This window comes from Bacillus sp. YH3-2-B2 (genome assembly GCF_053663335.1).
The window spans coordinates 872,593-899,433 of sequence record NZ_JBSJQE010000001.1 but is presented as its reverse complement, the minus strand read 5'-3'; the positions used below and the strand labels follow the sequence as shown (position 1 = coordinate 899,433).

Sequence of the window (26,841 nt, the reverse complement as noted above, 5' to 3'; positions counted from 1 at the left end):
CCCCTCCTTAACTCAATTGTTGTACATGTCTTGTTACTTTAGGCTGATAGCTTCGCAGTTTTTGCATCGCCGAGCCGTGATGTTCAGGGTATACTTCTATCATTTCTTCCGGTTTTTCCTCCGGCTCTTCCGCCTGTTTCATCATGACGAACTGATTCAATGGGCCGCCGAGCAATCGTTCAAGCGCCGCCATTGCTTCGGGCGCTTCAATTGATCCGACTCCCGCCTGTTTCATCCGTTCTTGATAATCGGCAGATGATACGATTCCGACACTGCCCCAGTAGCTCCAATTCATCACTGCCGCCGAATACGGCCGGACTTGAGCCAAATGAGCGGCAAAGGCATCTTTGAAACTGCACCCGGCAGCATAATTGCTTTGTCCGGCCGCTCGTGCAAATGATTGAACAGATGAGAAGAACAAAGCAAAGTCCAGCGGCTCATTTTGGAACACGCGGGCCATATTCACGCTGACATTGACTTTTGCAGCGAGCACGCTTTTCAAACGGCTTTCCGGCATATTTGCCAGGCTCTGATCCTCTAAAACAATTGCGGAATGGATGATTCCGTTAATTTGCGGGTGCGTGCGTTTAATCGTTTCATACGCCCGTGTGAGCTCATCCGGATTTGCCGCGTCAGCTTCAATATAAATCGGCGCCGGCCCGAATTGGCTGAGTCTGTCGATTTTTTCCTGGATGGCGCTGTTATGTTTTCGTCTGCCGATCCAAACGACTCGCGCCTGATACGTTTTCACGGCATATTCGCTCCATGCCTCGCCGATGCCCCCCGCGCCGCCGATGACGACATAAACGCCGCCTTTTTGGTAAGCGGGCCGGCTTGACACCGGCTGCTGTACAGGAATAAGGCGCTGTTTGTACCAGTGATTGTTCCGGTACGCCCAAGTGTTGCCTTGCTCATCAAACGGCGCTGAGAACAGCTCCGCCTTTGAAACATCTTCCGGACATCCGGCATCAATCAGCCGTGTTTGCCAGTTCGGATACTCTTTTGCGAGCGAACCGATCAAACCGTGAATGCCTGCATGAGCCGGATCAATGATGTCCGCCGGCTGTACGGACTGTGTTTTTATTGTGACTGCAGTCAAGCTGATTCGCTTGCCTCCGTATCCTAAAGCAAGCATCGCCTTAATCACTCTGTACATCTGGATGACGCCCGCATCTTGAGCTTTCACCATGTCATCATCGCTGTGAAAAGGAGCGATCCATACGATATGCCCGAAAGACCCTCTTGCTTTCAGTTCAGCCGCAACAGCCTCTATTTCATCCTCCGGGTTGATATGAAGCCGTTTCGCAGAAGGATGATGCAATTGAAAAGCCGCGCTTTCCTCATCCCCTGCGATAAAGACAACCTCTTCCGTCTTATATGCCGGGCTTTGGTCACGGAATTCCGCAAGATCCCATACCGGAGCCAGAAGGTTTGCTCCATTTAATGATGTTTCCGGCGCCGGGCCTTCCATCATTCTGGAAGAAATCCCTTTAATCCTGATACAGACCCGGCCTGTCTCATCGCATAAGTCAATGTCCAGCCGCTGTATTTTTTCATCCGTTCCCCGGGAGCTGACATACGCCCACATACTTGTCGTGCACGGGCTGAAAATGTCCAGTTCCTCAAGGGCGAACGGCAGTGACAGCTGGTTATCATCTGCATGCAGCTTCAGTCCGATTGTCGCTTGCAGAGCTGAATCAAGCATACACGGGTGAAGAACGTATTGATCTGCCGTTTCTTCGAGGAAGGAAGGCAGACGGAGCTCAGCTAATGCTTGATTGCTTCCGATATGAATGTGCTGAATTCCTTGTTGTCCGGGACCGTAGTCAATGCCGATTTTGCTGAATAAACCGTAACACTGCTCAGAAGTCAGCATGCTGCGGCCGCATTGAGCTTTCAGTGCGCCTATATCACGGTGCGGAGCCTCACCGGCGCTGAGAATGCCGGCAGCCCCCTGACAGTGTATCTGCCTGCCGCTTGCTTCTGTTTGTGAATCGGTGTAAATGTCATACACGATTTCACCGTTTTCCCTCGGGTTCAGGCTGATTTGCGCTTCAATCGGGCGGTTTCCCGCTTCGATCGGCCGAACCCAAACGATGTTTTTCAGGCGGGTGACAGAAGGACGTTCCTTTTGCCCTTTGACTGCCTGAGCAACCGCCGCCCTGGCCATTTCCAAGTAGGCAACGCCCGGCATGACCGGCTTGCCTTTAATAAGATGATCGGTGAAAATCGTCTCTTGTCCCGTAAATTCGGATCGGTACCGCTGCTCTGTTAAATCCGATACATTTTCGTGAAGCAGCGGGTGCAGCACCCGCGCCGTCGGCACAGCTTGCGGTTTTTCTGCTTTCGGCCGGTTGTCCGTGATCCAGTACCGCTCTTTCGCAAACGGGTAAGCAGGAAGACTCATCCGTTGGGGCTTGATATCAGAATATAAGCCGTCCCATTTGATATCCGCGCCCTGCACCCATAATTCCGCAAGCTTGTCATTCTCCCGGCGGCTTACCAGCTCTTCGATATCCGCTTCGCCGTTTGCGCCTGCCAGAATGGATTTCAGCGGGATTTTACCCGCTTTTCCTTTATAAATGCCCGCTATATCATAACGTCCTTTCGCACAGCTTTTTAGCTTGTCCCGCAGTTCTTCGGCCGTGGAAGCGATGATGGCCGCTCTTTCTTCCATCGCATCACGTCCCTGCTGAAGCGTGTAAGCAACATCGGCAAGATCAGCATCCGTAAAAGAAGCTTGCGCCAGCTGCTGCGCTTGTTCCTGCAGACGTTCTTCTTCTTTGGCCGACAGCACAAAGATTTGAGGGTGTGTGAAAACAGCTGTTTTTCTTTCTTCCTTCGGGATATATTCTTCAATGACGACATGGGCGTTTACGCCGCCGATGCCGAAAGAACTGATTCCCGCACGGCGCGGCAGATGATTGCCGTTTTCGTCTTTCAATGCCGTCCATTCTCTTTTTTCCTGTACGATGTAAAACGGACTGTCTTTCAGCTTGATATACGGGTTGATGACCTCGCTGTGGAGGCTTTTTGCAAGTGTTTTATGCTTCATCTGCATCAGCACTTTGATCACACCCGCGACACCGGCTGCCAGTGACAGGTGGCCGATATTGGTTTTTGCCGATCCCAAACCGCAGTGACTCGCGTAAACGGCGGGATCGCCTGTTTTTTCGTACAGCTTTTGAAAGGCGGATTTCAGGCCGTTGATTTCAACCGGATCGCCAAGCTCCGTTCCGGTTCCGTGCGCTTCTATATAAGTGACGGTTCTCGGATCAATGCCTGCTTTGTCATAAGCCGTTCTGACGACTTCCGCCTGGGCTTTCGGGTTCGGTGTCGTCAAGGAGTTCGCGCGTCCGCCGTGGTTGACCGCGCTGCCTTTGATGACGCCGTAAATATGATCGCCCGCTTTTTCCGCTTCTGACAGCTTTTTCAAAAACAGAATTCCGGCACCTTCACTGACGGCAAATCCGTCCGCCCTGTCGGAGAACGTTTTGCATTTCCCTTCTTTGCTCAGCGCACCCGCTTTGTCATAAGCGATGTGGCCTTGCGGTGTGACAACGGTATTCACGCCGCCGGCGATCGCCATCTCGCAGTTCCCGTTTTCAATGGCGCATACGGCGTGATGAATCGCGACCAGCGAGCTGGAACAAGCCGTGTCGATCGGTTCACTCGGCCCGTGCAGATTGAGCATATAGCTGACGCGGTTCGGCCCTGCTGACGGACTCATATTTGCGGCTGACGCACCGCCGATATCCAGGTCGGAAAACAGTGAGCCGTATCCGGTATTCCCCGTGCCGATATACAGGCCGGTTTTCGTGCCGGAAAGGCTTTTAGCGGAATATCCCGCATCTTCTATCGCCTTCCACGCATACATCATTAACAAGCGCTGCTGGGGATCCATCTGTTCGGCTTCCAGCGGTGAAATTCCGAAGAACAGCGGATCAAATTCCGCAACTCCGTCAATAAATCCGCCCCACTTTACATTTGTTTTGTTGGCTTCGTTAAGCGGGTCACCGTAATACTCCCGCCAGTCCCAGCGATCCGCCGGCACCTCTGTTATACAATCTTTTCCCTCTTCTAAATTGCGCCAATACTCATCAATATTTGCGGCCTTCGGAAACACTCCGCTCATGCCGACAATGGCGATCGGTTCCGGTTTATGTTCAGCCGCAGTCTGAACAGGCTGTACGAAAGTTTTTGCAAATCGTTTGTTCCCTGCCAGTCTGATGCCGCCATCATCTGTTACACCGCTTTGTTTTTCTTCTTTCGGCTGTGTGCTTGCGGCAAATTGTGTTTGATAGTCTTCTGCTAAATGATGCGCCAAGGCTTGAATCGTCGCATATTCAAAAAATATGGTCGGTGTGAGATCAAGCTGATAAGTGTCATTCAGCTTGTTGGCGAATTCCGTCAGCGTAATGGAATCAAATCCGTATTGATTGAACTCCAATTCGATATCGATTTCTTCAATGTTTATTTTCAGAAGCCCGGAAACTTCTTTTGCCAGCAATTCCTGAAGTTTGGCCGTCAGGTCTTTCGGCGCAGGCGTTTCCTCCGTTTTCTTAACCGGTGCAAAAGCGGCTGCGGGAGTCTTTTGAAGCAATTTTTCCCGCATTACGGCGCGGTTTCCTTCCATAACGAGCACGCTTGTTTTCCCCGTGCTCCATGCTTTGTAAAGAGCTTCTATTCCGGTTTCAGTGCGCATCGGTGTTACGCCGGTTCTTTTTTCGGTGAGCTTCGCCATTTCTTCGTTGACTTGCATTCCGCCGTCTTTCCAAAGCGGCCAATTGATTGACAATGTGTGACCGTGGCGGTACATTGCCGTAACCAGCGCGTTGCGGTATGCCGCATAGCTGTCCATAAATGCGTTTGCCGCCGCATAATCCGCCTGTCCCGCATTCCCGGTGACACCGGAAATGGATGAGAAAACGATGAAAAAGTCCAGCGCTAAATGCTCGGTTGCTTCATCAAGGTTGACAAATCCGTCCGTTTTAGGAGCCAATACACTGTAAAACTCTTCGGTTGTTTTCTTTGCGATATATTGATCTCTCATCACACCCGCGCTATGAATGATGCCGTGAAGGCCGCCATATTCCGTTTCAATTGTTTTGACCAGGTCTGCCGCAGTTTGAGCGTTTGTTACGTCAGCCTGTTTGTATTCCGCTTTTGCTCCGAGTGATTGAAGCGATTGCAGCTGCTTCCGCTGATTCTCGCTTAATGCGGAACGGCCTGTCAAAACCAGTGTCGGCTCTTTGACTTTCCTGGCAATTTCTTTCGCGAAAATAAAGCCGAGGCCCCCGGCTCCTCCGGTAATGAGATAAATGCCTCCGTCGTTCCACGGAATGCGTATTTTGCCGCCGGACACGGCCGTTTCTTTGACATCTGCGCTGTATCGGATGCCGTTTTCATATTTGATATGGCTGTCATCAGCCCTTGTTTTATTTTCTCTGATGATGTCTGTGATTCTGCCGTTTTCCGCCGGTTCTATTTCAATCAGCTGGGTTTTCAGTTTTTTATGTTCCAGGCCGGCTGTTTTTAGCAGAGCTGAAATCCCTGAGAGCAGCTGATGCTTATCTGTTTTAGCGAGAACCGTCTGGATAAGGACGTCTCCTTCCGTCTCTTCCTTCAGCAGTTTTTGCAGCGTCTCTAATATCCGTCCTGTATAATCACGGAAGCGCGCCGCCGCTTTCCCGTGCGGGGAGGTCATTTCAATACATTCAGCTCCCGCGGCTTCAACGGCTTGTTTTAATCCGGCGTCTGTGTCACAAAGCATTACGATATGCCGGGCAAAAACCGGTTCCGTTTGAACGGCAGTTTCATCGCTTCGTGTCCATACCGGCTCAAGCATGAGCGTTTCCGGAGCTTTTTCTTTTTTCTCAGGTTCTTTTTCAGCCGTTCTGAATGACAAACCTTTCAGACTTACGCAAACCTTGCCGTTTTCATCACAAATATCAAGATCGCGCTTTTCAATCTGGCCGGCTTTGTGGTCTTCAGAAAGTCTGGCGTAAACCCACATCTCGGCAGCGCATGCGCTGAATACTTCAAGCTCCTGAACCGCAAACGGAAGCATCAGTTTTTCATCATTTGTTCCGGTTAATATGCTTGATGCCTGCAATGCAGAGTCCAATAAGCCCGGATGCATGACATACTCCTGCACCGTGTCCGCACAAGCCGCATCAAGAGACAGTCTGCCCAATACGAAATCATCACCTGTATAAATCGCTTTGACACCTCGGAAAGTCGGGCCGTAATCAAAACCGATTTTGCGGTACATATCGTACACTTCATCTGCAGAAAACGGTGTCTCGGCGGATTGTGATCTCAGTTTTTGCAGATCAATGACCGGAGCCTTTGCGTCAGGGCGGACTGATACTGCCCCTTGGCTGTAAACGGACGGCTGATCTGTTTCCCGGCCGCTGTAAATGTCGAATTGAACGTCATTTGCCGTTTCAGGAATGAGACGGATGTTGACATGGACCGGCTCGTCTTCAATGGCGATCGGCCGCACCCAAACCGTATTCTTAAGCTTGATGCTTCCTTGTCCGGCCGGTACTTCAGATGCCTGTTCCATTGCTGCGCGCGCCATTTCAAGATGTGCCACACCCGGTAAAATCGGCACGCCTTTTACAACATGATCCGCAAGGTAAAATTCTTCTCCTGTATAGATTGAGCTGAACCGCTGTTCTGCAAGGTTTGAAGTATTTCTGTGCAGAAGCGGATGAAGCGCGTCTTGTTTTCCGGCAGACACAGTGCTTGTTTTTTCGTGTTTTCCGGTGTGTTTCGCCGCCCAATAGCGGTCTTTTGCAAAAGGATACGACGGCAGGCTCATGCGTTTAGGCGGCCGGTCTCCATACAGCTTCGCCCAATCGACGTTCAACCCTTTGACCCATAATTCAAGCAGCTTCGCGTATTTGCCGCGTGCCATCCATTTTTCAACGGCTTCTTGAATTTCTTCATCTTCCGTCAGCATTTGCAGCGTGCCTTTGTCTATTCTTCCTCTGTACAAATCCGCATGCTTATCTCCAGTGATAAACTGTGACAGTTTTTCCTGCAGTTCTTCTGCGGATCCGGCAATAACCGCCAGGCGTTCTTCCATGGCGTCCCTTCCGATTTGGAGGGTATATGCCATAGAAACGAGGCTGGATTGATCGTACCGTTTTTCAGTAAGCGCACGTTTCAGCTGTTTTGCCCGCTCTTTCAGGCGTTTTTCATTTTTGGCGGACAGAACGAAAAGACATGGGTCGATATGAGAATCATCCGCTTCCTCTCTGTCTTCTGGGATGTATTCTTCGATGACGACGTGGGCATTTACGCCTCCGATGCCGAATGAGCTGATGCCCGCGCGGCGCGGCTGTTCGTTTCCGCGTTCGTCTGTCTGTGTCTTCCATTCCATCGTCTCCCGCACCAGATAAAACGGGCTGTCTTCAAGCTGAATGTACGGATTTACCGTCTCACAGTGGAGACTTTTGACTAATGTGCGATGCTTCATCTGCAGCAAAATTTTAATAATGCCCGCTGCTCCCGCGGCAAGGGATAAATGGCCGATATTCGTTTTGACCGACCCTAAGCCGCAATAGCCGGCCGCTTTCTCTTTTCCGTCTGCAAACGAGCTGAACGCTTGTTTCAGGCCGTTAATTTCAACGGGATCTCCCAGTTCTGTTCCGGTGCCGTGCGCTTCGATATAAGAGACTGTTTTCGGATCAATGCCCGCTTTTTTATATGCGGCTTTAATAACTTCCGCCTGTTGTTTCGGGTTAGGCGTTGTTAAAGATGCCGCACGGCCGCCGTGATTCACCGCGCTTCCTTTAATGACGCCGTAAATATGGTCCCCATCCTCCTCAGCGGCTTTCAGCTTTTTGAGGAAAAAGAGCCCGGCTCCTTCACCATGGGCAAAACCGTCAGCCTGATCGGAGAACGTTTTGCATCTTCCTTCTTTACTCAGCGCGCCCGCTTTGTCAAAACTGATATACACATCCGGAAGAACAATCGTATTGATTCCTCCCGCCAAAGCCATGTCGCACGTCCCTTCTTCAATTGAAGAAACGGCATGGTGTATGGCAACGAGTGAGCTTGAGCAGGCGGTATCAATCGGCTCGCTCGGCCCGTGCAGATTGAGCGTATAGCTGACACGGTTCGGTCCGACAGACGGACTTGTATTCGCCGCGGATGACCCTTCAATCGCCGCATCGGCATTGGCTAAAAGAGAACCGTAGCCGGTGTTTCCGGTCCCGATAAACACACCTGTCTTTGTGCCTGAGAGACTCTTTGACGCATATCCGGCATCTTCAATCGCTTTCCACGCATACGTCAGCAAGAGGCGCTGCTGAGGGTCCATTTGCTCCGCTTCCCGGGGTGAAATCCCGAAAAACAACGGATCAAATTCGGCAATTCCGTCAATAAACCCGCCTTGGTTGACGTTTGTTTTATTGGCTTCTTTTGCGGGATCCCCGTAATAGTCCCGCCAGTCCCAGCGGTCTTTCGGAATCTCGGTCATGCAGTCTTTGCCTTCTTTCAGGTTCTGCCAGAAAGCTTCAATGTCTTCTGCCATCGGGAAAATCCCGCTGATGCCTACGATTGCGATCGGTTCCGGCCCTTGGTCCCGCTGTACTGTCTGCGGAAGTGTCTCAGGCAGAGTGCGGCGCCGCTTAACGGCCGGGCGCGTGATTTGAGTCTCTTTTACCGGTCTTGCCGATTGAACCGTTTTTGTATTTACCGCAAACCGTCCGGCAAATTCCTCTTCGTATTCACTGATTAAATGAACGGCAAATTCATGGATTGTCGGATGATCAAAGAAAATCGTCGGCGTTAACGTAAGCCGGTACGTTTTGTTTAACTGGTTCGTAAACTCAGTCATCGAGATAGAATCCAGCCCGTATTTTGTCATTTCTTCGTGAGGATCAATTTTGTCAATGTTTACTTTTAACAGCGAGGCCGTCTGCTGTTTTAACAGATGCTTCACTTTTTCAAGCAGGCTGTCAGCATCAATGTCATGACGTACGCCGGTCTCTGCTTCCGGATGATCATTCTCTTTGCGGAACAGTTTTGCTTTCATGTTTTTCACATCTCCTTCAAGAACCGTCATCCGGGCTGTCCCGCTCATTAAGCCTTGATATAAAGCCTTGATGCCGGCATCTGTGCCGAGCGGTGCGATTCCCGCCTCCTGCATCAGCATATCTTCCGTCTGCTTTCCTGCCTGCATTCCGCCTTCTTTCCATAACGGCCAGCTGACAGAAAGCGTCTTTCCGTATCTTTGTCCTGCGGCTTGTAAAGAACGGCGGTACTCGGCATACATCTCCGTAAAGACATTTGCAGACGCATAATCAGCCTGGCCGACGCTTCCAAGCACACCTGATAAGGATGAGAAGACAATAAAGACATCTAATTTCTCATGTTGTGACGCTTCATCAAGATACACAAGGCCCTTCACTTTCGGAGCGAGAACGTGTTGGAATTCCTCTGCCGTCTTCTTCACCATGTAGTTGTCTTTTATAATGCCGGCACTGTGAACAATCCCGTCCAGCTTGCCGTGCCGTTTGCGGATATTGCGGATCAATCGGTATACTTCTGCTTCGTCCGTGACATCGGTCTGCTCGTAGAAAACAGAAGCGCCGGCAGCACGTACTGTTTCCAGCATGTCTTTCTGCTTTTCTCTGAGAGCGGACCGGCCGGTTAGTATGATGACAGCGTCTTTTGTACGGTTTGCGATCTCTTTTGCAAAAATCAGACCTAAACCTCCGGCACCTCCTGTAATGAGATAAACGCCTTCGTCTTTCCACGGAATATCCGGCTCCGCTTGAGAAATATCCACCTCTTCCCAATCAGCGGCAAAGCGCTTGCCGTTTTCATATTTCACATGGACGCTTTCGGCATGCATACGGTTTTCCGCCGCTTTTTCCGCGATGCCTTCAGCACTTTCTTTCTCCTCGGCTTCGATCATTTGACAGATCAGCTTGGAATGTTCAAGGCATGCGGTTTTGAAGAGGCCGGTAATGCCTGAGAACACCTGCTGTAAGCCTGCTGACCGCGTAACAGCCTGAAAAAGAACCCGACCCTTCGGCTTGCTTTTCATTATGGTTTTGATATGGTCAAACAGCTGACCCGCATAAGAATGATACCGCTCTGCAATAGATGCGGGACGATCGTCCAAGATAATGACGCTTGCATGTTCAAGCTTTGCTTCGACAGCTTGTTTAACGGCTTCATCGTACTCACAAAGGAAAATGATATGCTGTTCATACGAAGGCGCATGATCGGCCGGTTCCGGCTGCTCTTTCCAGACCGGTTCAGCGAGCAATGTCTCGGTACGGCTGACGGGAACGCCGGCACCCGCGTTTTCTTCCATGATCCGCGTTGAGAAACCTCTCATCCGCACACAAAGCCCGCCGTTATTGTCATATAAATCAATATCTGCTTTTTGGATAGGATCGCCGGCTTTATTGTTCGCATTGAATGTGACGTGCACCCACATATCATCAGCGCACGGATTCAGAACGTCCAGCTCCTCTAAAGCAAACGGCAATGCGGCTTTGAATGGTTCCCCGCTTTCTGCCAGCAGCGCTCTCGTCACGTTTTGCAAATATTCGGCGGCCTGAAGCGCACCGTCCATCATACTCGGATGAAGGATATAATCAGCTTTCGTATGGGAGACGGATTCAGGAAGCTTCAATTTAGCAAGCAGACGGTCTTCGCCTTTGTATACAAGCTGTACACCTTTGTAGCCCGGCCCGTAATCAGCTCCGATCATTCCTTTGTAAAACGCTTGAGATTCGATTGTTCCCTGCGTGCACCGGCGCTTCAGCTGCTCAATATCCGCCGCTTCCTCCGGTTCCTTCCGGATGATTTCAGCGATGCCCTGATTATAAAGGGGAGCTTCTTCACCGATAGAATCGTTACCGCCGTACATTCTGTATTGAATCTGTCCGTCCTCTTCTTCATAAAGTCCGATATGGACACGGACAGCGTCCTGATCGGCTATCACCGGGCGTACCCATACGATATTCTTTAAGCGCAGGCCGAGAGAATCCTCTGTTGCCCCGCCGATGCTTTTCTCCGCCGCGGCCCGTGCCATCTCAAGGGTGACGGCAGCCGGCACGATCGCCATTCCTTTAATGATATGCTCGGCAATAAAATACTCTTTTCCCGTGAATTCCGAACTGAACCGCTGCTCCTGCAAGACGGATGTATTCTGATGTACCAGCGGATGCAAAAACTTCGCATCTGTTTGCTTCACAGTTTCTTCCGGCCAGAAGCGCTCCTCTGCGAACGGGTAGGTCGGCGCACTGATTCTTCGCGGCGCGGAATCCTGATACAATAAGCCCCAATCAACACGCGCTCCTTCAATCCAGAGCGCCGCAAATGCTTTCAGCTTTTCATCACGTGTCTGACATGCCGCAAGCTCTTCCATCTCCTGAGCCGACACTTCTCTGCTTCTCACTTTTTCGCCCCGTAAGATGTTTTGGTCATTGCCGTTGATAAAATCCTGCAGCTGACGCTTCAAATCGTGATGATCATGACTGATAAAAACGGCTCTCTCTTCCATCGCTTCACGTCCGGTCTGATACGTAAATGCCAGATCATGCAAGGAAACATCGTTTTCGGCTTCATCCAGAAAGCCGGATAAACAAGATGCATAGGCAGTAAGACGCTGCTTATTTCTCGCTGACAGCGGAACGATATAAGGCGGCTGTCCGTCATTTAATCCGCTGATCGTTTTGTTTTCATACTGTTCAAAAATGGCGTGTGCGTTTGTTCCTCCGAGTCCGAATGAGCTTAACGCTGCCCGGTGCGGCGTCTCTCTCTCCGGAAGCGGTTTTCTCTTATCCGCCACATAAAACGGCGAACCGCTGAATTTGATATTCGGATTCGGTGACGTGTAATTAATGGTAGGTGCCAGCTCCCGATGATATAAACTCATGGCGACTTTGATGCACCCGGCCAGACCTGCTGCTGTATCCAAATGTCCGATATTCGTTTTTACGGAGCCGATCCCGCAATACTGCTCCCGGTCCGTGTAACGTTTATACACTTGCTGCAGCGCGGACATTTCAATCGGATCACCCAATGTCGTTCCAGTGCCGTGCGCTTCGATATAGGAAATCGTCTCCGGGTGAATATTCGTGCTGTCTAAAACATGCTGGATGACGTCAGCCTGACCTTTTACACTTGGTGCGTAAAATCCGACTTTATCCGCTCCGTCATTGTTCAGACCGATGCCTCTGAGCATGGCGTATATGTGATCTCCGTCCTGAACGGCTTGCGACGCCTTTTTCAGCAGAATGACGGCCGCTCCTTCTCCGCCCGCCATACCGTCGGCTGAAGCGTCAAATGCCTTGACATGCCCGTCGCTTGAAAAATTCAATCCGTTTTGGTGCACATAGCCGATACCGGTCGCTGCATGCAGAGTTGCTCCGCCGACGAGCGCGTATTCCGATTCTCCGCTCGTTATACTTTTATAGGCTGAATAAAGACCGACTAATGATGATGAGCAATTGGAATGAACGAAATAGCTTGGCCCTTTTAATCCGAGCTTATGGGAAACCATCGTCGGAATCGTACCGCTCTGCGCTAACACCCATGACACATAGCCATCGGGAGATTCATGGCCTTCTGTCGTTTTTTCCGGCAAAAGCGACCGATACGAATTATTGCTTGCCGACATATATACGCTTGTCTTCGGAATCTCTTTGGATACATATCCCGCGTCCTCGACGGCTTTCCAAGAATGAAGCAGCAGAAGCCGAAGCTGAGGATCCATAAATTCTGCGTCTTTCGGAGAAATGTGAAAGAACTCAGGGTCAAAGAGATCTTTTCCTTCTATCGTCGATAATGCCGGCACATAGTCGGGATTTTCGATCAAATCTTCAGGCACGCCGGCTTCCCGAAGTTCTTCTTCCGAGTAGAACCGGACGCTTTCCTTTCCTTCTCTTAACTGCTTCCAAAACTCATGATGATTTTTCGCGCCGGGGAACTGGCAGGAAATCCCCACAATCGCCACACTGTCATCAAAGTAAGACGGCACCCCGTTTTGCGGTGTTTGTTCTCTTTCACTCTCATCTTGGCCGGGCGCCTCTGGTTCAGCCGCCTGTTTTGTTTCAACAATAAATCGGCTGATCGCCTGAATGGTAGAGTGTTCGAATAAATCCGTAACGGTAAAATCGCATTCGAGCTCCTGTTTAATGCGTTCTGCCGCCGCAACAGCCAAAAGCGAGTCGCCTCCCACATCGAAAAAGCCGTCTTCGATTTTGATGCCCGCCGTATTCAGCAGGTCTTCCCATATTGCGGTCACTTTCGCTTCCGCTTCTGATAACGGCAGTCTGCCCGTCTTTTCAGACCGGTGAACAATTACCTTGCGCTGTTTTAGGTCTTTGCGGTTCACTTTTCCGCTCGGTGTTAACGGCAGCGCATCCAGACGGATAAAATGAGCAGGCGCCATATAATCCGGCAGACTCGATAAAAGATGGTTGCGGAGCGCTTTTTCATCTGCCGTATGACCGGAGCGGGCCGTATAATAAGCAATCAGCTTTTTATGTCCGTTCTTTTCCTGAACAACAACCGCCTGATCAAGAATGTCCGGATGTTCGTTCAATTTCGTTTCAATCGCTCCCAATTCGATGCGGAAGCCGCGAATTTTCACCTGACTGTCAATCCGGCCGGCATATTCTATATTTCCGTCAGGCAGCCATCTGGCTAAATCACCTGTCTTGTAAAGTTTTTCTCCTTCACTAAACGGATTATCAATAAATGATGCCGCCGTCAGCTCAGGCTGATTGTAATAGCCTCTGGCCAGACCGGCGCCGGCCACGCAAAGCTCCCCGGCCACACCGTCAGGGACGGGGCTGAGCTTTTCATCGACGATATAAAGCCGCGTATTGTGAATCGGTTTCCCGATCGGCGTATTCCTGCTTGTGATTTCCTTTTGGCCGCAGCTGTAGTAAGCGGCATAAATAGATGTTTCCGTCGGGCCGTATATGTTTTCAATTCTGGCATGTTTGAAGATGGAAACGGCCTTTTTGACTAAATCTTTCGGAAATGCCTCACCGGCCACCATCACATATTTCACAGGGCCGTCTTCTGTAAATGCCGTATGCCGCTTTACCGTTTCCAGAAATACATTAAACACGGCGGGAGCAAAATTCAGATGCGTGACCTGGTGGGTTTGGATGTATTCCATGCAAAGCTGCGGGTTTTTTTCTGCACCAGGCGGCAAAATGACAAGCCGTCCGTTTCCGATAAACCAGCCGAATAATTCAGAAATCGAAACGTCAAATACGTAATTCGTTTTTAACAAATAGGCATCCTCTTGTGCGACCGGATACTCAGCTTCCAAAAACTGCAGCGTATTCATGATGGCCCTGTGCTCAACCATGACGCCTTTCGGTTTTCCCGTGCTTCCGGACGTATATAGAATATAAGCGAGATGATGCGGTTTTGAACGCGGCGTCAGTTTTGCCCCGCTGACAGAACGTCCGCTCTTTTCAATTTCCACCGTGCTCACACCGCCGACGGCCAACTGTTCAATCATGCCGCGCGTCTTTGCTTGAGTTAATACGATTGAAACGCCGCTGTCAGTCAACACGTGCACCATCCGTTCGTTTGGAAAAGCCGGGTCCAGCGGCACATACGCGCCTCCCGCTTTTAAAATGGCGAGGATGCCGATGACCATCTCAAAAGAACGCTCCGTACAAATGCCGACCGGGCATTCCGGTGTGACGCCCTTTTCTTGCAGGTACACAGCGAGCGCCGTGCTTCGTTCATCTAATTCACGATATGTAAGACTGTTTTCACCGAATGTGACGGCTTCTCTGTCAGGGTGGCGTCCGGCTTTTTCCGCAAACACTTCATGAATGCAGCGCTCATTCGGCTGATGGGATGAACGGCTTGCTTCACGTTTTTGATTGAGCAGGCCGGAACAGGCTTCAAAAGCGATCTCCGGATCAGAAAGCACCTTTTCTGCCAGTTTCATATAATGCTCCGCCATCCGTTCGATGAAAGAAGGGCTGTAGACATCCGGGTTGTACAGAAATTGCAGGACGGTTCCCGTTTCTTTTTTATAGACTTCAAGCGCAAGCTCAAATTCGCCTTCCTGATGAATGTCTTCTATCATTTCGATGCCGAGTGATTGATATAGTTCCGCCAGCTTTTCCGCTCCTTCTGTCCGGAAGAAGTTTTGATAGAAAAACGCGGTTTGAAAAACAGGCGAAACCGCAGGCGAGCGTTCCGTCTTCAATTCTTTGACAAGCGCGGGAAACGGATACGCGGCATGGTCCAGCCCTTCTGCCAGTGTCAGCTGCAGCTCCTTCAAAAACGCCGTAAAGGATTTGGCGCCCGTCTCCCTGCTTCTGACCGCGATCATATTAATAAAGTATCCGATGACAGACTCAAATTGAGCCTCAGAGCGCCCCATCGTCGGCATGCCGACGATGACATCTTCCTGATTCGTATATTGATAGAGCAGCCCTTTGAAAATAGCGAGATACACAACGGATTCATTGACATTATGTTTTTGGGCGCACACTTTAATCTGCCGGTTCAGTTCATCAGGAAGCAAGCGCTGATACGCCTGCCCTTTGCAAGTTTGAACCGATGATCTCGGATAATCCGACGGAAGCTCAAGCACCGGCAGCGGTCCTTCCAGCTGCTTTTTCCAATAAGAGAGATGCGTTTTTCCCGCTTCGCTTTCCAGCAGCTCTTTTTCCCATTTCACAAAATCATGATAATCTGCGGCCTGCTGAACCATGACAGGTTCTTTGCCTTCACTTGCTTTTACATAAGCGTCCAGCAGCGCCGACATAAACGTCATAAGAGAGACGCCGTCAAAAATGATATGGTGAATGGTGATTAACACAATCGGCTCCCGCTTCGCCCGCCGGAATATATGAACACGCAGGAGCGGCCCGGTTTCAAGCGCGAACGGTTCTTTTGCTTTTTCTTTAATAAACGAAAGAACGTCACGCCCGCTTAATTCAGAAAGATCCATTTCTTCAATCGGAAAATGCCGATCCGTATCTTCTATCTGATACGGAAGGCCGTTTTCCTCTTTTATCACACTGGTCAAAATAGGGTGCTGGCGCTGCACGGACAAAAGGGCGTTTTTGAATGTCTCGATATCCAGCTTTTGAAAACGAAAGCATAACGGAATGTTATATGCGCTCATCTCCGGAAACATTTTCTGAAGCATCCACAAACCTTTCTGGCCTTCAGAAAGCGGACGTTTTGCAGTTGTCCGCTTGAAAGCCTGAAGCTTTTGTTCTACTTCAGCGATGGTGAGCGTTCCTGATCTGTAGGCATCGAGAAGTTCTTTATGATTCATAGGTCTTACTCCCTTCTATGATGTCTTGCACTCTTTTAAAATCTAATGTCCCCTCAGAGACCTGTTTCATCATGGCGATGATCTCCTGATCCGTGTACTCCTTGTTATCCGGAGCGGCGGCTTTTGTTTCAGTTTCTTCCGTTCGGTAAAACGTTTCGATCGTTTCTTTGTGTTCTGTCAGGTAATAGCTGATGACGTCTCCGAGCGTGGCATAGCTGTAAAATAACGCCGGAGTGACTTCAATGCCGTAATGACTCGACAAAAGAGCGGCAAATTTGGCTAAATAGATGGAATCAAATCCGAATTCCGCCCAGTTTTTATGCAGGACGAGTTTATCTTTAGATATTTTCAGCAGACTGTGTATCAGCTCTTTCAAATCCGCTTCGAGCCGTTTTTCCGTGCTTTCTTCCGGGATGCGGCGGCTCACGGTTTCCAAAAGCGCATCCGGTTTTGATGAATCGTCCCGCCGTATGCCTAAAAATCGTTCGGCGCGGCTTCTTTTGCCGGCAATGACAAGGCACTGGGTGTTGTCTTGAGAAATGATGCGCTCAAACAGCTCAATGCCTTCATCTGTTTCTAACAGGCGCTGTCCGCTTGATTGCAGGTACATGCCCGTCGTCTCTTCACCGCCGACGGCCATTCCGCCGTTTTTCCAGACCGGCCAGTTTATGACAAAAGCGTTTCCGCTTTCGGATTGTTCGTTTTTATAGCGGGCATACGCCATTTGGAACCTGTTCGCGACCGCGTAATCACAGCAGCCGAAATCTCCTAAAACAGCAGATGTGGATGAAAAGTAGCAGATGAAATCAGGCGTTTCGTTTTTCAGCCACTCGTCAAGAAGCAGGCTCCCGTTTATTTTCGGTTCAAGCGTACTGCGGAAATTCCCGATTTCATTTTCAAAGACGGATGTTCTGCTTTCGATGCCCGCCGCATGAATGACGCCGTGAATAGCTCCGAATCGTTCTTTCGCGCGCTTGATGCAGTCGCCCATTCCGATCGGATCACAAACATCGGCTTCGGCGTAAAGAACACCCGCGCCGAGATTTTCCAGGTCTTTCATTTTTTCTTTCTTTTCTTCATTGATCGGCGACCGCCCCGTGAGAATGACATTTGCCTGGTAGTTCCGGGCGAGATGGCGGGCAAATAAGTAGCCGAGCCCTCCTAATCCGCCTGTAATGAGATATGTTCCGCCGGTTCTGATCCTGCCGTTTTCTTTCGTTAGTCCGGTTGGTTCGGTGTGATAGACATATCGTTTTCCCTCTTCCAAGAAAACGGTATGGTCTGTTTCAGCTTTCAGCTCGTCCCAAATGGTTCTCATCCAGTCCGTTATGGCCGCGCCGGCTTTTCGGAAGTGGCCGGTAACACTTGTTTTCGGAAGAACAATGCCGAGCGAACGCTCAAAGCCGATCCATGATTCCAAGTAGCACCTTTCCAGACCGGATGCATATTCCCCCGCCAATAACAGCCTTTCCGGCTGCAGACCGGTCTCAGCCATTGCTTTGAGAATATGGACAATACATGAATAATCTTCGATGCAGCTTTTATCTTCAAGCGCCCATAAATACAAAATGGCGGAAGCTTCACCGTACTCTTTTTGAATATCCGCAAAAGCGTTCACATATGATTGCGGATCTTCCCGCACCACTTGGCAGCGGCCGGCGGACAAGGCCTCATACCGGTCTCCCTGAGCGATAAAAATAACGTCAATGTCACTGTCATACGATTTGATCACAGAGACGGCTTCCTGCTGCTTCTTCTGATCAGTTAAGAAAGAAATCACCGTTTCGACTTGTTTTTCTCCGGCAGCCGGCAGAGCCTGTTCTTTAAGAACTTCTCTAAAAGCCATCACTTCAAACTGTTCTGCCGGATCAGTTTCATCAGCCGGCGCCTTAACGGGCGCAGCCTTGCTTTGTACAGGCTGCTGATGCCAGAAGCGTTCTTTCGCAAACGGATAAGCAGGCAGGCTGATGCGGGCCGGAGGACGGTCTCCGTATAATTTCGCCCAATTGATGTCCAATCCTTTTACCCAAAGCTCAAGCAGCTTAGAATATTTTCTTTTGCTGATCCAAGCGTCTATGATTGTTTCCATATCATCATCCGCCGAAAATACGGCAAGCATCCGTTTGTTTTCTTCCGTGCCGTCACGGTGCAGTCCGGCGCTGTTTTGTTCGGCAATAAATCCGTTCAGTTTTTCCTCAAGTTCATGTAGTGAATGGACGATAAAACCGAGACGCTCTTCCATCGGCACCCGGCCAGTCTGGAGAGTAAAGGCTATGCTCATAAGGTCGCTGCCGTTGTATCTTTTTTCACGGATAGCGTCTCTGAGCTGTTTTGCTTTTTCAGTGAGCCGTTCGCTGTTTTTCGCGGACAGGACGATGATGGCGGGCTGATCTGCCGGCGTCTCATCAGGCACTTTGTCTGCCGTATATTCTTCTATGATGAGGTGGGCGTTTGCTCCTCCCGCGCCGAAGCTGCTTAACCCCGCCCTTCTCGGAAGCTCTTTGCCGCCGATGACGGGACGTTTCCACTCACCGAGCTCCTGCTGAACGGCAAACGGCGTATACGCGAAATCAATATTTGGATTCAGCTGTTCCGCGTGCAGGGACGGCGCAATTTGGCGGTCTTTGAGCTGGAATAATATTTTTGTCAGACCCGCAATGCCCGCGGCGCTTTCGCAATGACCGATATTTGATTTTGCGGAGCCGATGGCGCAAAACTGTTTGTCTGTTGTATCCTCTTCAAATGCTTTCGTTAATCCGGCGATTTCAATCGGATCTCCTAATGCGGTCCCCGTACCGTGGGCTTCAATATAACTGACGGTGCGCGCCGGGACGTTTGCCCTTTGGAAAGCTTCTTTTATTAAGGCGGCCTGCGCATTTGGATTCGGAACGGTGTATCCGTTCGTTTTGCCTCCGCTGTTAATGGTGCTTCCTTTAATCACACCGTAAATGTGATCGTTATCGGCGATCGCTTGCTCCAACGGCTTTAATACGACAGCGCCCACCCCTTCTCCGTCGACAAAGCCGTCCGCGCGGTCTCCGAACGATTTGCACGTGTCGCTTGCGGAAAGCATGTTCATGACTGACAGATTCATATAATGGATCGGGTCGGTCACTATGTTTACGCCCCCTGCAATCGCGCATTCGCTTGAACCGCTGTATATGCTCTCAAGCGCCAGATGAATGGCCGTCAAAGAAGAGGAGCAGGCTGTATCAACGGCAATGCTCGGCCCTTGAAAATCAAAAAGGTAAGATACCCTGTTGGCAATGGACCAGTAGCCGTAGCCTGTCGGGTAGTTTTTGTTCATCGCGCCGGCAAAAACACCGATTTTTCTGCTTTGGCACAGGTTGTCAGGCGTATAGCCGGCATCCTCGATACTCGCATATGCCGTTTCTAAAAATAATCGCTCCTGCGGGTCCATTCGCTCCGCTTCCAAAGGAGAAATCTGAAAGAACAGCGGATCAAACTTGTCCATATCCTCAATGAAGCCGCCCCATTTCGTATAAATAGAGCCTTCTTTACCTTTCTCTTCATCGTAGTAATCCTGCCAGTTCCAGCGTTCCCGGGGAATTTCTTCTATGCAGTTTTTTCCTTTTTTAATATTATCCCAAAGCTCAGCCGCTGTTTTTGCCTGCGGGTAGCGTCCTGAAACACCGATGATGGCCACGTCGCGAACCGAACTTTGCCGGACGGTCTCTTTGGCTGCCCGCTTTTCCCTCCGCCGCCAGTCAGTGGGAAGCGGCTTAGCCGGCTGTACAGCCTGCGGTTCTGGTGTTGCCTTCCGTTCTTCCTGAACAGGCGTTTGTCCTGTCAGTTTGATCATCGCGTCTTTTTTCGTTTTGATTAAGTGAGCGACGAGCGCCTCGATCGTCTGATATTCAAAAAATAAAGTGCTGCTGACTTGGTCCAATACATTTCGTAACGCGTTTGTCAGCTGTACGACGACGATAGAATCAATTCCGTATTTTTCAAGCGGCGCTTTCGGATCAATTTGAGCCGGCGGAATTTTTAATGTTTCTCCGATTAACGTTTTCAAGTACTCGGTGCTTTTTTCTGTTAAAGACGTGTCGCCTTTTTGCACCGTTGTTTGCGCCTGAAGTTCCGGCGTATATGCTGCTTTTGGCGGAGCGGTCCGTTTTCCGGCCCCTGATGTAAGCGTTTTTTGGCGAACAACGCCGTTGCTTTTTGCCGCTATAATCTGATGGCTTAATTCATGTGCCGCTTCTGCTGGGAAGAAGACAGAATGCCAGCCTTCACTTTCTAACACGCGCTTCCAGCTTTCAGGATACAAGCCCGGGCACCCCGGAATACGAAGGGCGGAATCTTCATGCAGCCACCAGCCTTCAAGCAGTCCGAAAGTAATATGCGGGAACAGGCTGTTTCCCGCCATTTCATTTAAGAGCAGCAAACCGTTGTCTTTTAAAACGGCTTTGGCGTTTCTCAGCGTCTGGCGGATGTCTTTCGTCGCGTGGAGCACATTGGCCGCAACGACAATGTCGTATGCGCCCGGCTCTATGTCCTGGCCGGCAAGCGGCGCTTCTGCGTTAAAAAGCTTATACGTCAGATAAGGATTCCGTTTGCCGTATTCCGTCTCCGCATGCACGAGAAAAGCTTTCGATACATCGGTGTAACAGTATTCTTTTATATAGTTTTGATACGGCCTAAGCTTTTCAAATATGCCTGCGCTTGTGCCGCCTGTGCCCGCTCCGATTTCCAGTATGCGGATCTCGGCTTTTGAATGTTTGCTGATGTTTTCTTTCACATAAGCCGTTAATGTATCTGACAGAGCGCTGTTAAAGTAATCCGCGACTTGATTGTGCTTATAAATTCCTTCTACAAGTTCCATTGAAGAGTGCGGGAACATGATGTCAGTCGCCGGCACGTCTTCGCGCAGAATGTCCGGCAGTGCTTTAAGCATCGTCTCGGCTAAAACAGTCATCGCTTTTGTATCGGCGTTATTGAGCCATTCCTCTTTTTCCTGCTCCCATTTTTGCCATAGCGAGGCGGTTGTGTCTTCGGCTCGCGCCGACAATTTATATGAATCCGCATTCCCTTCCAGATAGCCATGTTCCAGAAGGAAAGCGATCGTTTGATTGAGCCATTTTTTAAAGTATTCGTGTTCGGGCTCATACGTTTTAAGGCTTTGCGGCGTCAGCAAGTCTGCTTCTTTAAGCTGGGCGATCAAAAGCTGATACAGAAAATCATCGAGCTTCTGATGTTCAGCTTCTCTTACAAGACGTGCGCCGGGCGGAGCAGCCTTCAGCTGTTGTGAAGAGACAAGCGGCTGAGACGGATAAACGGAAATTTTTTCTGTTTCACTCATCCCTTCGACCGCGACCGGTTTTGTCGTATGAATGAAAGCCGCTTGATCAACCGGCAGCGTCATAAGGGTTTCAAGCGCCTCCATCGCAGCGTCCGGTTCGATCAATCCCAATCCGATCTGATCCATCAGCTGAATAAAATCGCCGTCTTCAGCCGCTTCGCTGTTGCCCCAATAGCCCCAATTCATGACTTTGACCGGACAATTCCACGTCTGATCAAGTTCTTTCGCAAATGCGTCACTGAAAGCGCATCCTGCGGCATAGTGGCTTTGTTTCACGTTATGGATAAATGCCACAAGCGAGGAGAAGAAGAGCGCAAAGTCAAGCGGCTCCCGTCCAAATACCTCCGCCATGGACACACTGACATCGGCTTTTGCCCGCAGCACCGATTTGAACTCTTCTGTCTTCATATTATTTAAGCTTTGCTCAGACAGATCCATTGCCGAGTGGATGATTCCGTTCATTTTTGTGTGACGCTCTTTTATAAACTGATAAGCCCGCTCTAAGGAAGCACTGTCAGCGGCATCGGCGGAAACATATTCAGGCGCCGGGCCGAATGCGCTGAGCCGGTCGAGTTTCGCCTGTATGGAATCATTCAGTGTGCTTCTTCCGATCCAAATGATGCGTGCTTTGTAGCGGCGGATCATGTATTCACTCCATGCCTCGCCAAGATATCCGGCGCCTCCGATCACGGCATAAACTCCGCCTGTTTGGTACAGCGTGCCGTTTTTCGGCATATTGTCAAGCGGTATCAGCTGCCGCTCAAACAGCTGCTGATTGCGGTACGCCCAAATTTGACCGTTTTTTCCGGCAGAAAGACTGAGCGCCTCTTCGATCGGCCAGCTGCCGTCCGTTTCCGTGTCAATCATGCGGATATTCCAATGCGGATATTCTTTCGCCATTGTTCCGGCAAGTCCGCTGACTGCGGCTTGTGACGGGTCGGCGCTGTCTTGATCGGAAAACGGCTGGGCATTTGCTGTGACGATGCACCAGTCCAAATGTTTTTCTCCGTACCCCAAGGCAAGTAATGCTTTCATCAGCTTGAACACATGAAGAACGTTTCTTTCCTGTTCCTTGAGGCTGTCAGCACTCTCAGCCTGCGGAGCAAGCCAAATGATTTGCTCCAGTTCTTTTTGTCCTTCAAGCATGTGCGTAAGAGATGTGATATCATCCGTACCTCTGATCGGATAATAGGAAGCGTTCGGCAGATGTTCTTTTATGCGCATATGCATTCTGTCAGTTTCACCGAAAACCGCAGTCTGCTTTTCCGCCGTTTTTGCTTTCTTCGTTTTTTTAAGTGCAACGGGCTCCCAAGCCGGAATCAGCATCGTATGGCCGACAGGCGCCTCCGGGGTTTCACCGCCTGCTGTTTGGCCTGTGTCAAGCGCCCGGACGGACGCGCCTTTCATCCGGACATAAACCGTACCGGCATCATCGCACATATCAATGTCAAATTTTCTTACGTTGTCATCTGCTTTGCTGCCTTCTGTGTACCGGATATATGACCAGATATGTTCAGGACACGGCCCGAACACTTCCACTTCCTGCATCGCAAACGGCAGAGAAAGCTCGTGGCTGTCTGCATCGTCATGTATTGAGCGGACAAGCAGACCGACTGAGGCGTGAAAAGCGGCGTCCATCATACTCGGGTGAAGCGTATACTGTTCTTTATTGTCATGTACGGCAGCCGGGAGTGAAATACGGGCCAATAATCGGTCTTCTCCGATCAGCAATTGCTGTACGCCTCTGTATGCCTCTCCGTAATCCAGACCGATCTTCTCAAAAGCACCGTAACATTCTTCCGCAGTCACGGTCCCTGAATTGCAGGAAGCTTTGACAGACTCGATATCAATCTGGGCGCTTCCCGGTTCGGTAATGACCGCTTCACCTTGGCTGTGAATAACCGGATCTTCGCCGTTCTCTGCCTCACTGTATATTTCATAGGTAATCTCACCATTATCTTCTGGGTAAAGGGCAATATGTATTTCCTTCGGTTTGTCTTCAATCATGACCGGCCGGACCCAAACAACCTGCCTGAGTGTGACGCTATGGCCTTTTTCCGTCACGGCAGCAGCCTTTTTGACCGCCTCTCTGGCCATTTCCAAATAGGCGACACCCGGCAGTATTTTTTGTCCGTTGACGACATGGTCAGATAGGAAAAATTCATCTCCAGTAAAAAGAGACGTGAAGCGCTGATGCGAAAAATCTGACGTATTTTCTTGTAAAAGCGGATGCAGCACTGTGCCTGACACGCTTTTCTCCTGTTTTTTCTGCTGCGGAATCCAATAGCGTTCTTTTGCAAACGGATACGTCGGAACGCTTGTTTTACGCGGTTTACCCGAAGCGTACAGCCTATTCCAATCTATTATTTTCCCTTCTGCCCATAACTCGGCAAGCCGTATCGGATCATCCGTCTCAGGAGCGGTTTCGCTCAGTTCCGGCAGCTCGGCTTGTCCGCGCCAAAGACCGGGGATGTTTTCGTTTCCTTTTACGAAATCATTCAGCTTTTCTTTCAAGTCGCGGGTGTCATTTACAAGGAAGACAGCTCTCTCCTCCATTGCTTCACGTCCTGTCTGAAGTGTATAAGCCAGTTCAGACAGCACCGTCTTTTCTGAAAGCGATCGGGCTAATTTTTCCGCATAGGCCAGAAGCCTGTCTTTATTTCTTGCTGACAGCGGGATGAGTTTTGCTGCATCGTTCTCAGGTGCAGGCGCTTTTTGTTCAGGCTGAATGTATTCTTCTAAAATGATATGGGCGTTCGAACCTGATGCACCGAAGGAACTGAGTCCGGCCCGGCGCGGATAATGTGTGACTTTTCCGTTTTCTTCGGCTGCCGGCTGCTTCCACGAAGCAGTCTGCTGCTGTACGTAAAAAGGAGATCCCTCAAATTTCAGGTAAGGATTTAATTCCGCAGAATGCAGTGATTTGACAAGCGTTTTGTGATGAAGCTGCAGCGCCGCTTTTGTTAACCCGCTGATTCCCGCCGCTGATTCTGCGTGACCGATATTTGATTTGACCGAACCGATGGAACAAAATTGCTGATCCTGCGTCCCTTGGCTGAACGCTTTTGACAGACCTTCAATTTCAATCGGGTCTCCTAACGAAGTACCCGTGCCATGGGCTTCCACATAACTGACGGTCTGCGGGCTGATACCTGCTTTTTTCAGACAGGCCTTAATGACTTCTGCCTGTGCAGCAGGACTCGGGACGGTAATTCCGCTTACTTTCCCGACGTGGTTAACGGCGCTTCCTTTAATGACCGCGTAAATGCGGTCGCCGTCTTGTTCGGCTTTTTCCAGCGGCTTGAGCAAGACCGCACCGACTCCTTCTCCGGAAACGTAGCCGTCCCCGCCCTCGCCGAATGTGCGGCAGCGGCCGTCACTTGAGTGCATGCCCACGCTTCCGTAGCTGAGATATTTCGCCGGGTGCAGCGACAAGTTCACCCCTCCCGCAAGCGCGGCTTCACATTCGCCGCGGCGGATGCTTTCAATGGCCAGATGGACGGCAGTCAATGATGAGGAACAAACGGTATCCACCGCGATGCTCGGCCCGTGGAAGTCACAATAATAGGACACTCTGTTGGCGATCTGCGCATAATTCAGTGAAACCGGAAAAGGATCAGCTTCAGATAATTGTTCTGCGCCGATTAAGGAATAATCTTTATGCATCACCCCTGCAAATACGCCGATCGGATGCTGTTTCTCCCCTTTACTCCCCAGCGTTTCAGGCGTATACCCCGCATCTTCAATCGTTTCCCAGCATGTTTCTAAAAACAGGCGCTCCTGCGGATCCATCGTTTCCGCCTCACGCGGTGAGATTCTGAAAAACTGCGGATCGAAACAGTCGGCATCGTCAATGAAACCGCCCCATTTTGATACTGTTTTTCCAGACGGGGACGTTACGTTTTGATATGTTTTCCAATCCCATCGGGACTTCGGAACTTCAGTGATGCAATCGGTGCCTGCCTTAAGGTTTTCCCAAAACTCCGCCACACTTTTCGCTTTCGGATAGCGGCCGGCCATTCCGATAATCGCGATGTCTCCGGTGTTTTTATGATGTTCTGGCGCGTCCGGTGCTTCAGCTTCAGACCGTGATGATTCGGCTGCACGTTCCTCCGCATATTCAAATGAACCAGTCTTTTTCAGAAAGGCTGCGAGTTCTTTTATATTTGTATATTCAAAGAGAAGAGTGGGCGCGAGGTCCGCACCCGTCTTTTTACTGATATCCTGTACAATCTCAAGCAAAGAAGATGAATCCAGTCCAAGCTCGTAGTAGCCTGCAAGAACGTCCAGCGTCTCCCAAGGCTGCCCAAGCTTATCAGCCAAAAGCTTCTTTAAAAACAGAATGATGTCTTTTTCATCTGCGCTTTCCGGCTCAGCTGCAGCCTGTTGATTCTGTTCGGCTGTATTCGCGTCTTCTTCGAGCCGAACCGCTTTTCCCGTAATGTTTTTAAGCTCCGCCACCTTTTGTCCGGATCGGCTGAAGTACTCGATCGTCATCGTTGTGAGTTCTTTTTCCTGACGGACGCCGGAAGCGGCGATACGCGCCGTGCACTCTGATTGAAGCCTGTCAGCGGCCGTGAACGATTCATAATATAAAGGCAGGTGAAGCCGGTTTGTTTCTGAAAGCAAACCGCTCCCCCCGATTCCGCTCGCATCCAAAAGGGCCGGATGGAATAAAAAGAAATCTTTTCCTTCTTCGCAAGAAAGCTCAGCCAGCATGCCGCCTTCTGTTTCGTACAATCGTCCGTTCGATTTCATCATGCCGGAATGAACCAAGTCATGATCCAGGCAGCGGTTATACATGTCATCAAGATTCAGAGATCTGCCTGACTGCTTCACATCGCCGAAATCAATGGTTTCGTCAAATGTGACAGCGTCTCTTTTCACCATTTCAGCCGTCGCATATTGTATATTGTCTGACAGCTCGTCACCTTGCTGTTTCTGCCCTGAAAGGGAGATGAGCCACTTTCCATCTCCGCTATCAGAACATTGAATGGTCAGAATGATTGCAGCCGTTTCACTGACGGTTAAAGGCTGATAAATCGTAACGTGCTTCAATTCAAGCTCATTGTATACATAACCGTGTTCCTGAAAAACCTGATAAATCAAATCGATATAAGCAAGACCGGGCAATACCGCTTCACCAAAGACCATATGGCCCTTCATGATGGGATGATCCAGTGAGATATTGATTTTTTCCGATATCATT

2 protein-coding genes are annotated in these 26,841 nt (G+C 50.1%); both read right to left on the bottom strand.

Annotation, left to right across the window (positions count from 1 at the left end; genetic code table 11):
* Positions 1-7: 7 nt before the first annotated feature.
* The gene (locus ACWJJX_RS04225) at positions 8-16,309 is read right to left on the bottom strand and encodes an amino acid adenylation domain-containing protein (RefSeq protein WP_454022753.1); all 16,302 of its coding nucleotides are present in this window, start codon (positions 16,307-16,309) and stop codon (positions 8-10) included.
* A complete protein-coding gene (locus tag ACWJJX_RS04220; protein WP_454022752.1) occupies positions 16,299-26,840 on the bottom strand; it encodes an SDR family NAD(P)-dependent oxidoreductase in 10,542 nt (3,513 codons plus the stop codon). The genes ACWJJX_RS04225 and ACWJJX_RS04220 overlap by 11 nt, the downstream gene beginning before the upstream one ends.
* Position 26,841 lies beyond the last annotated feature (1 nt).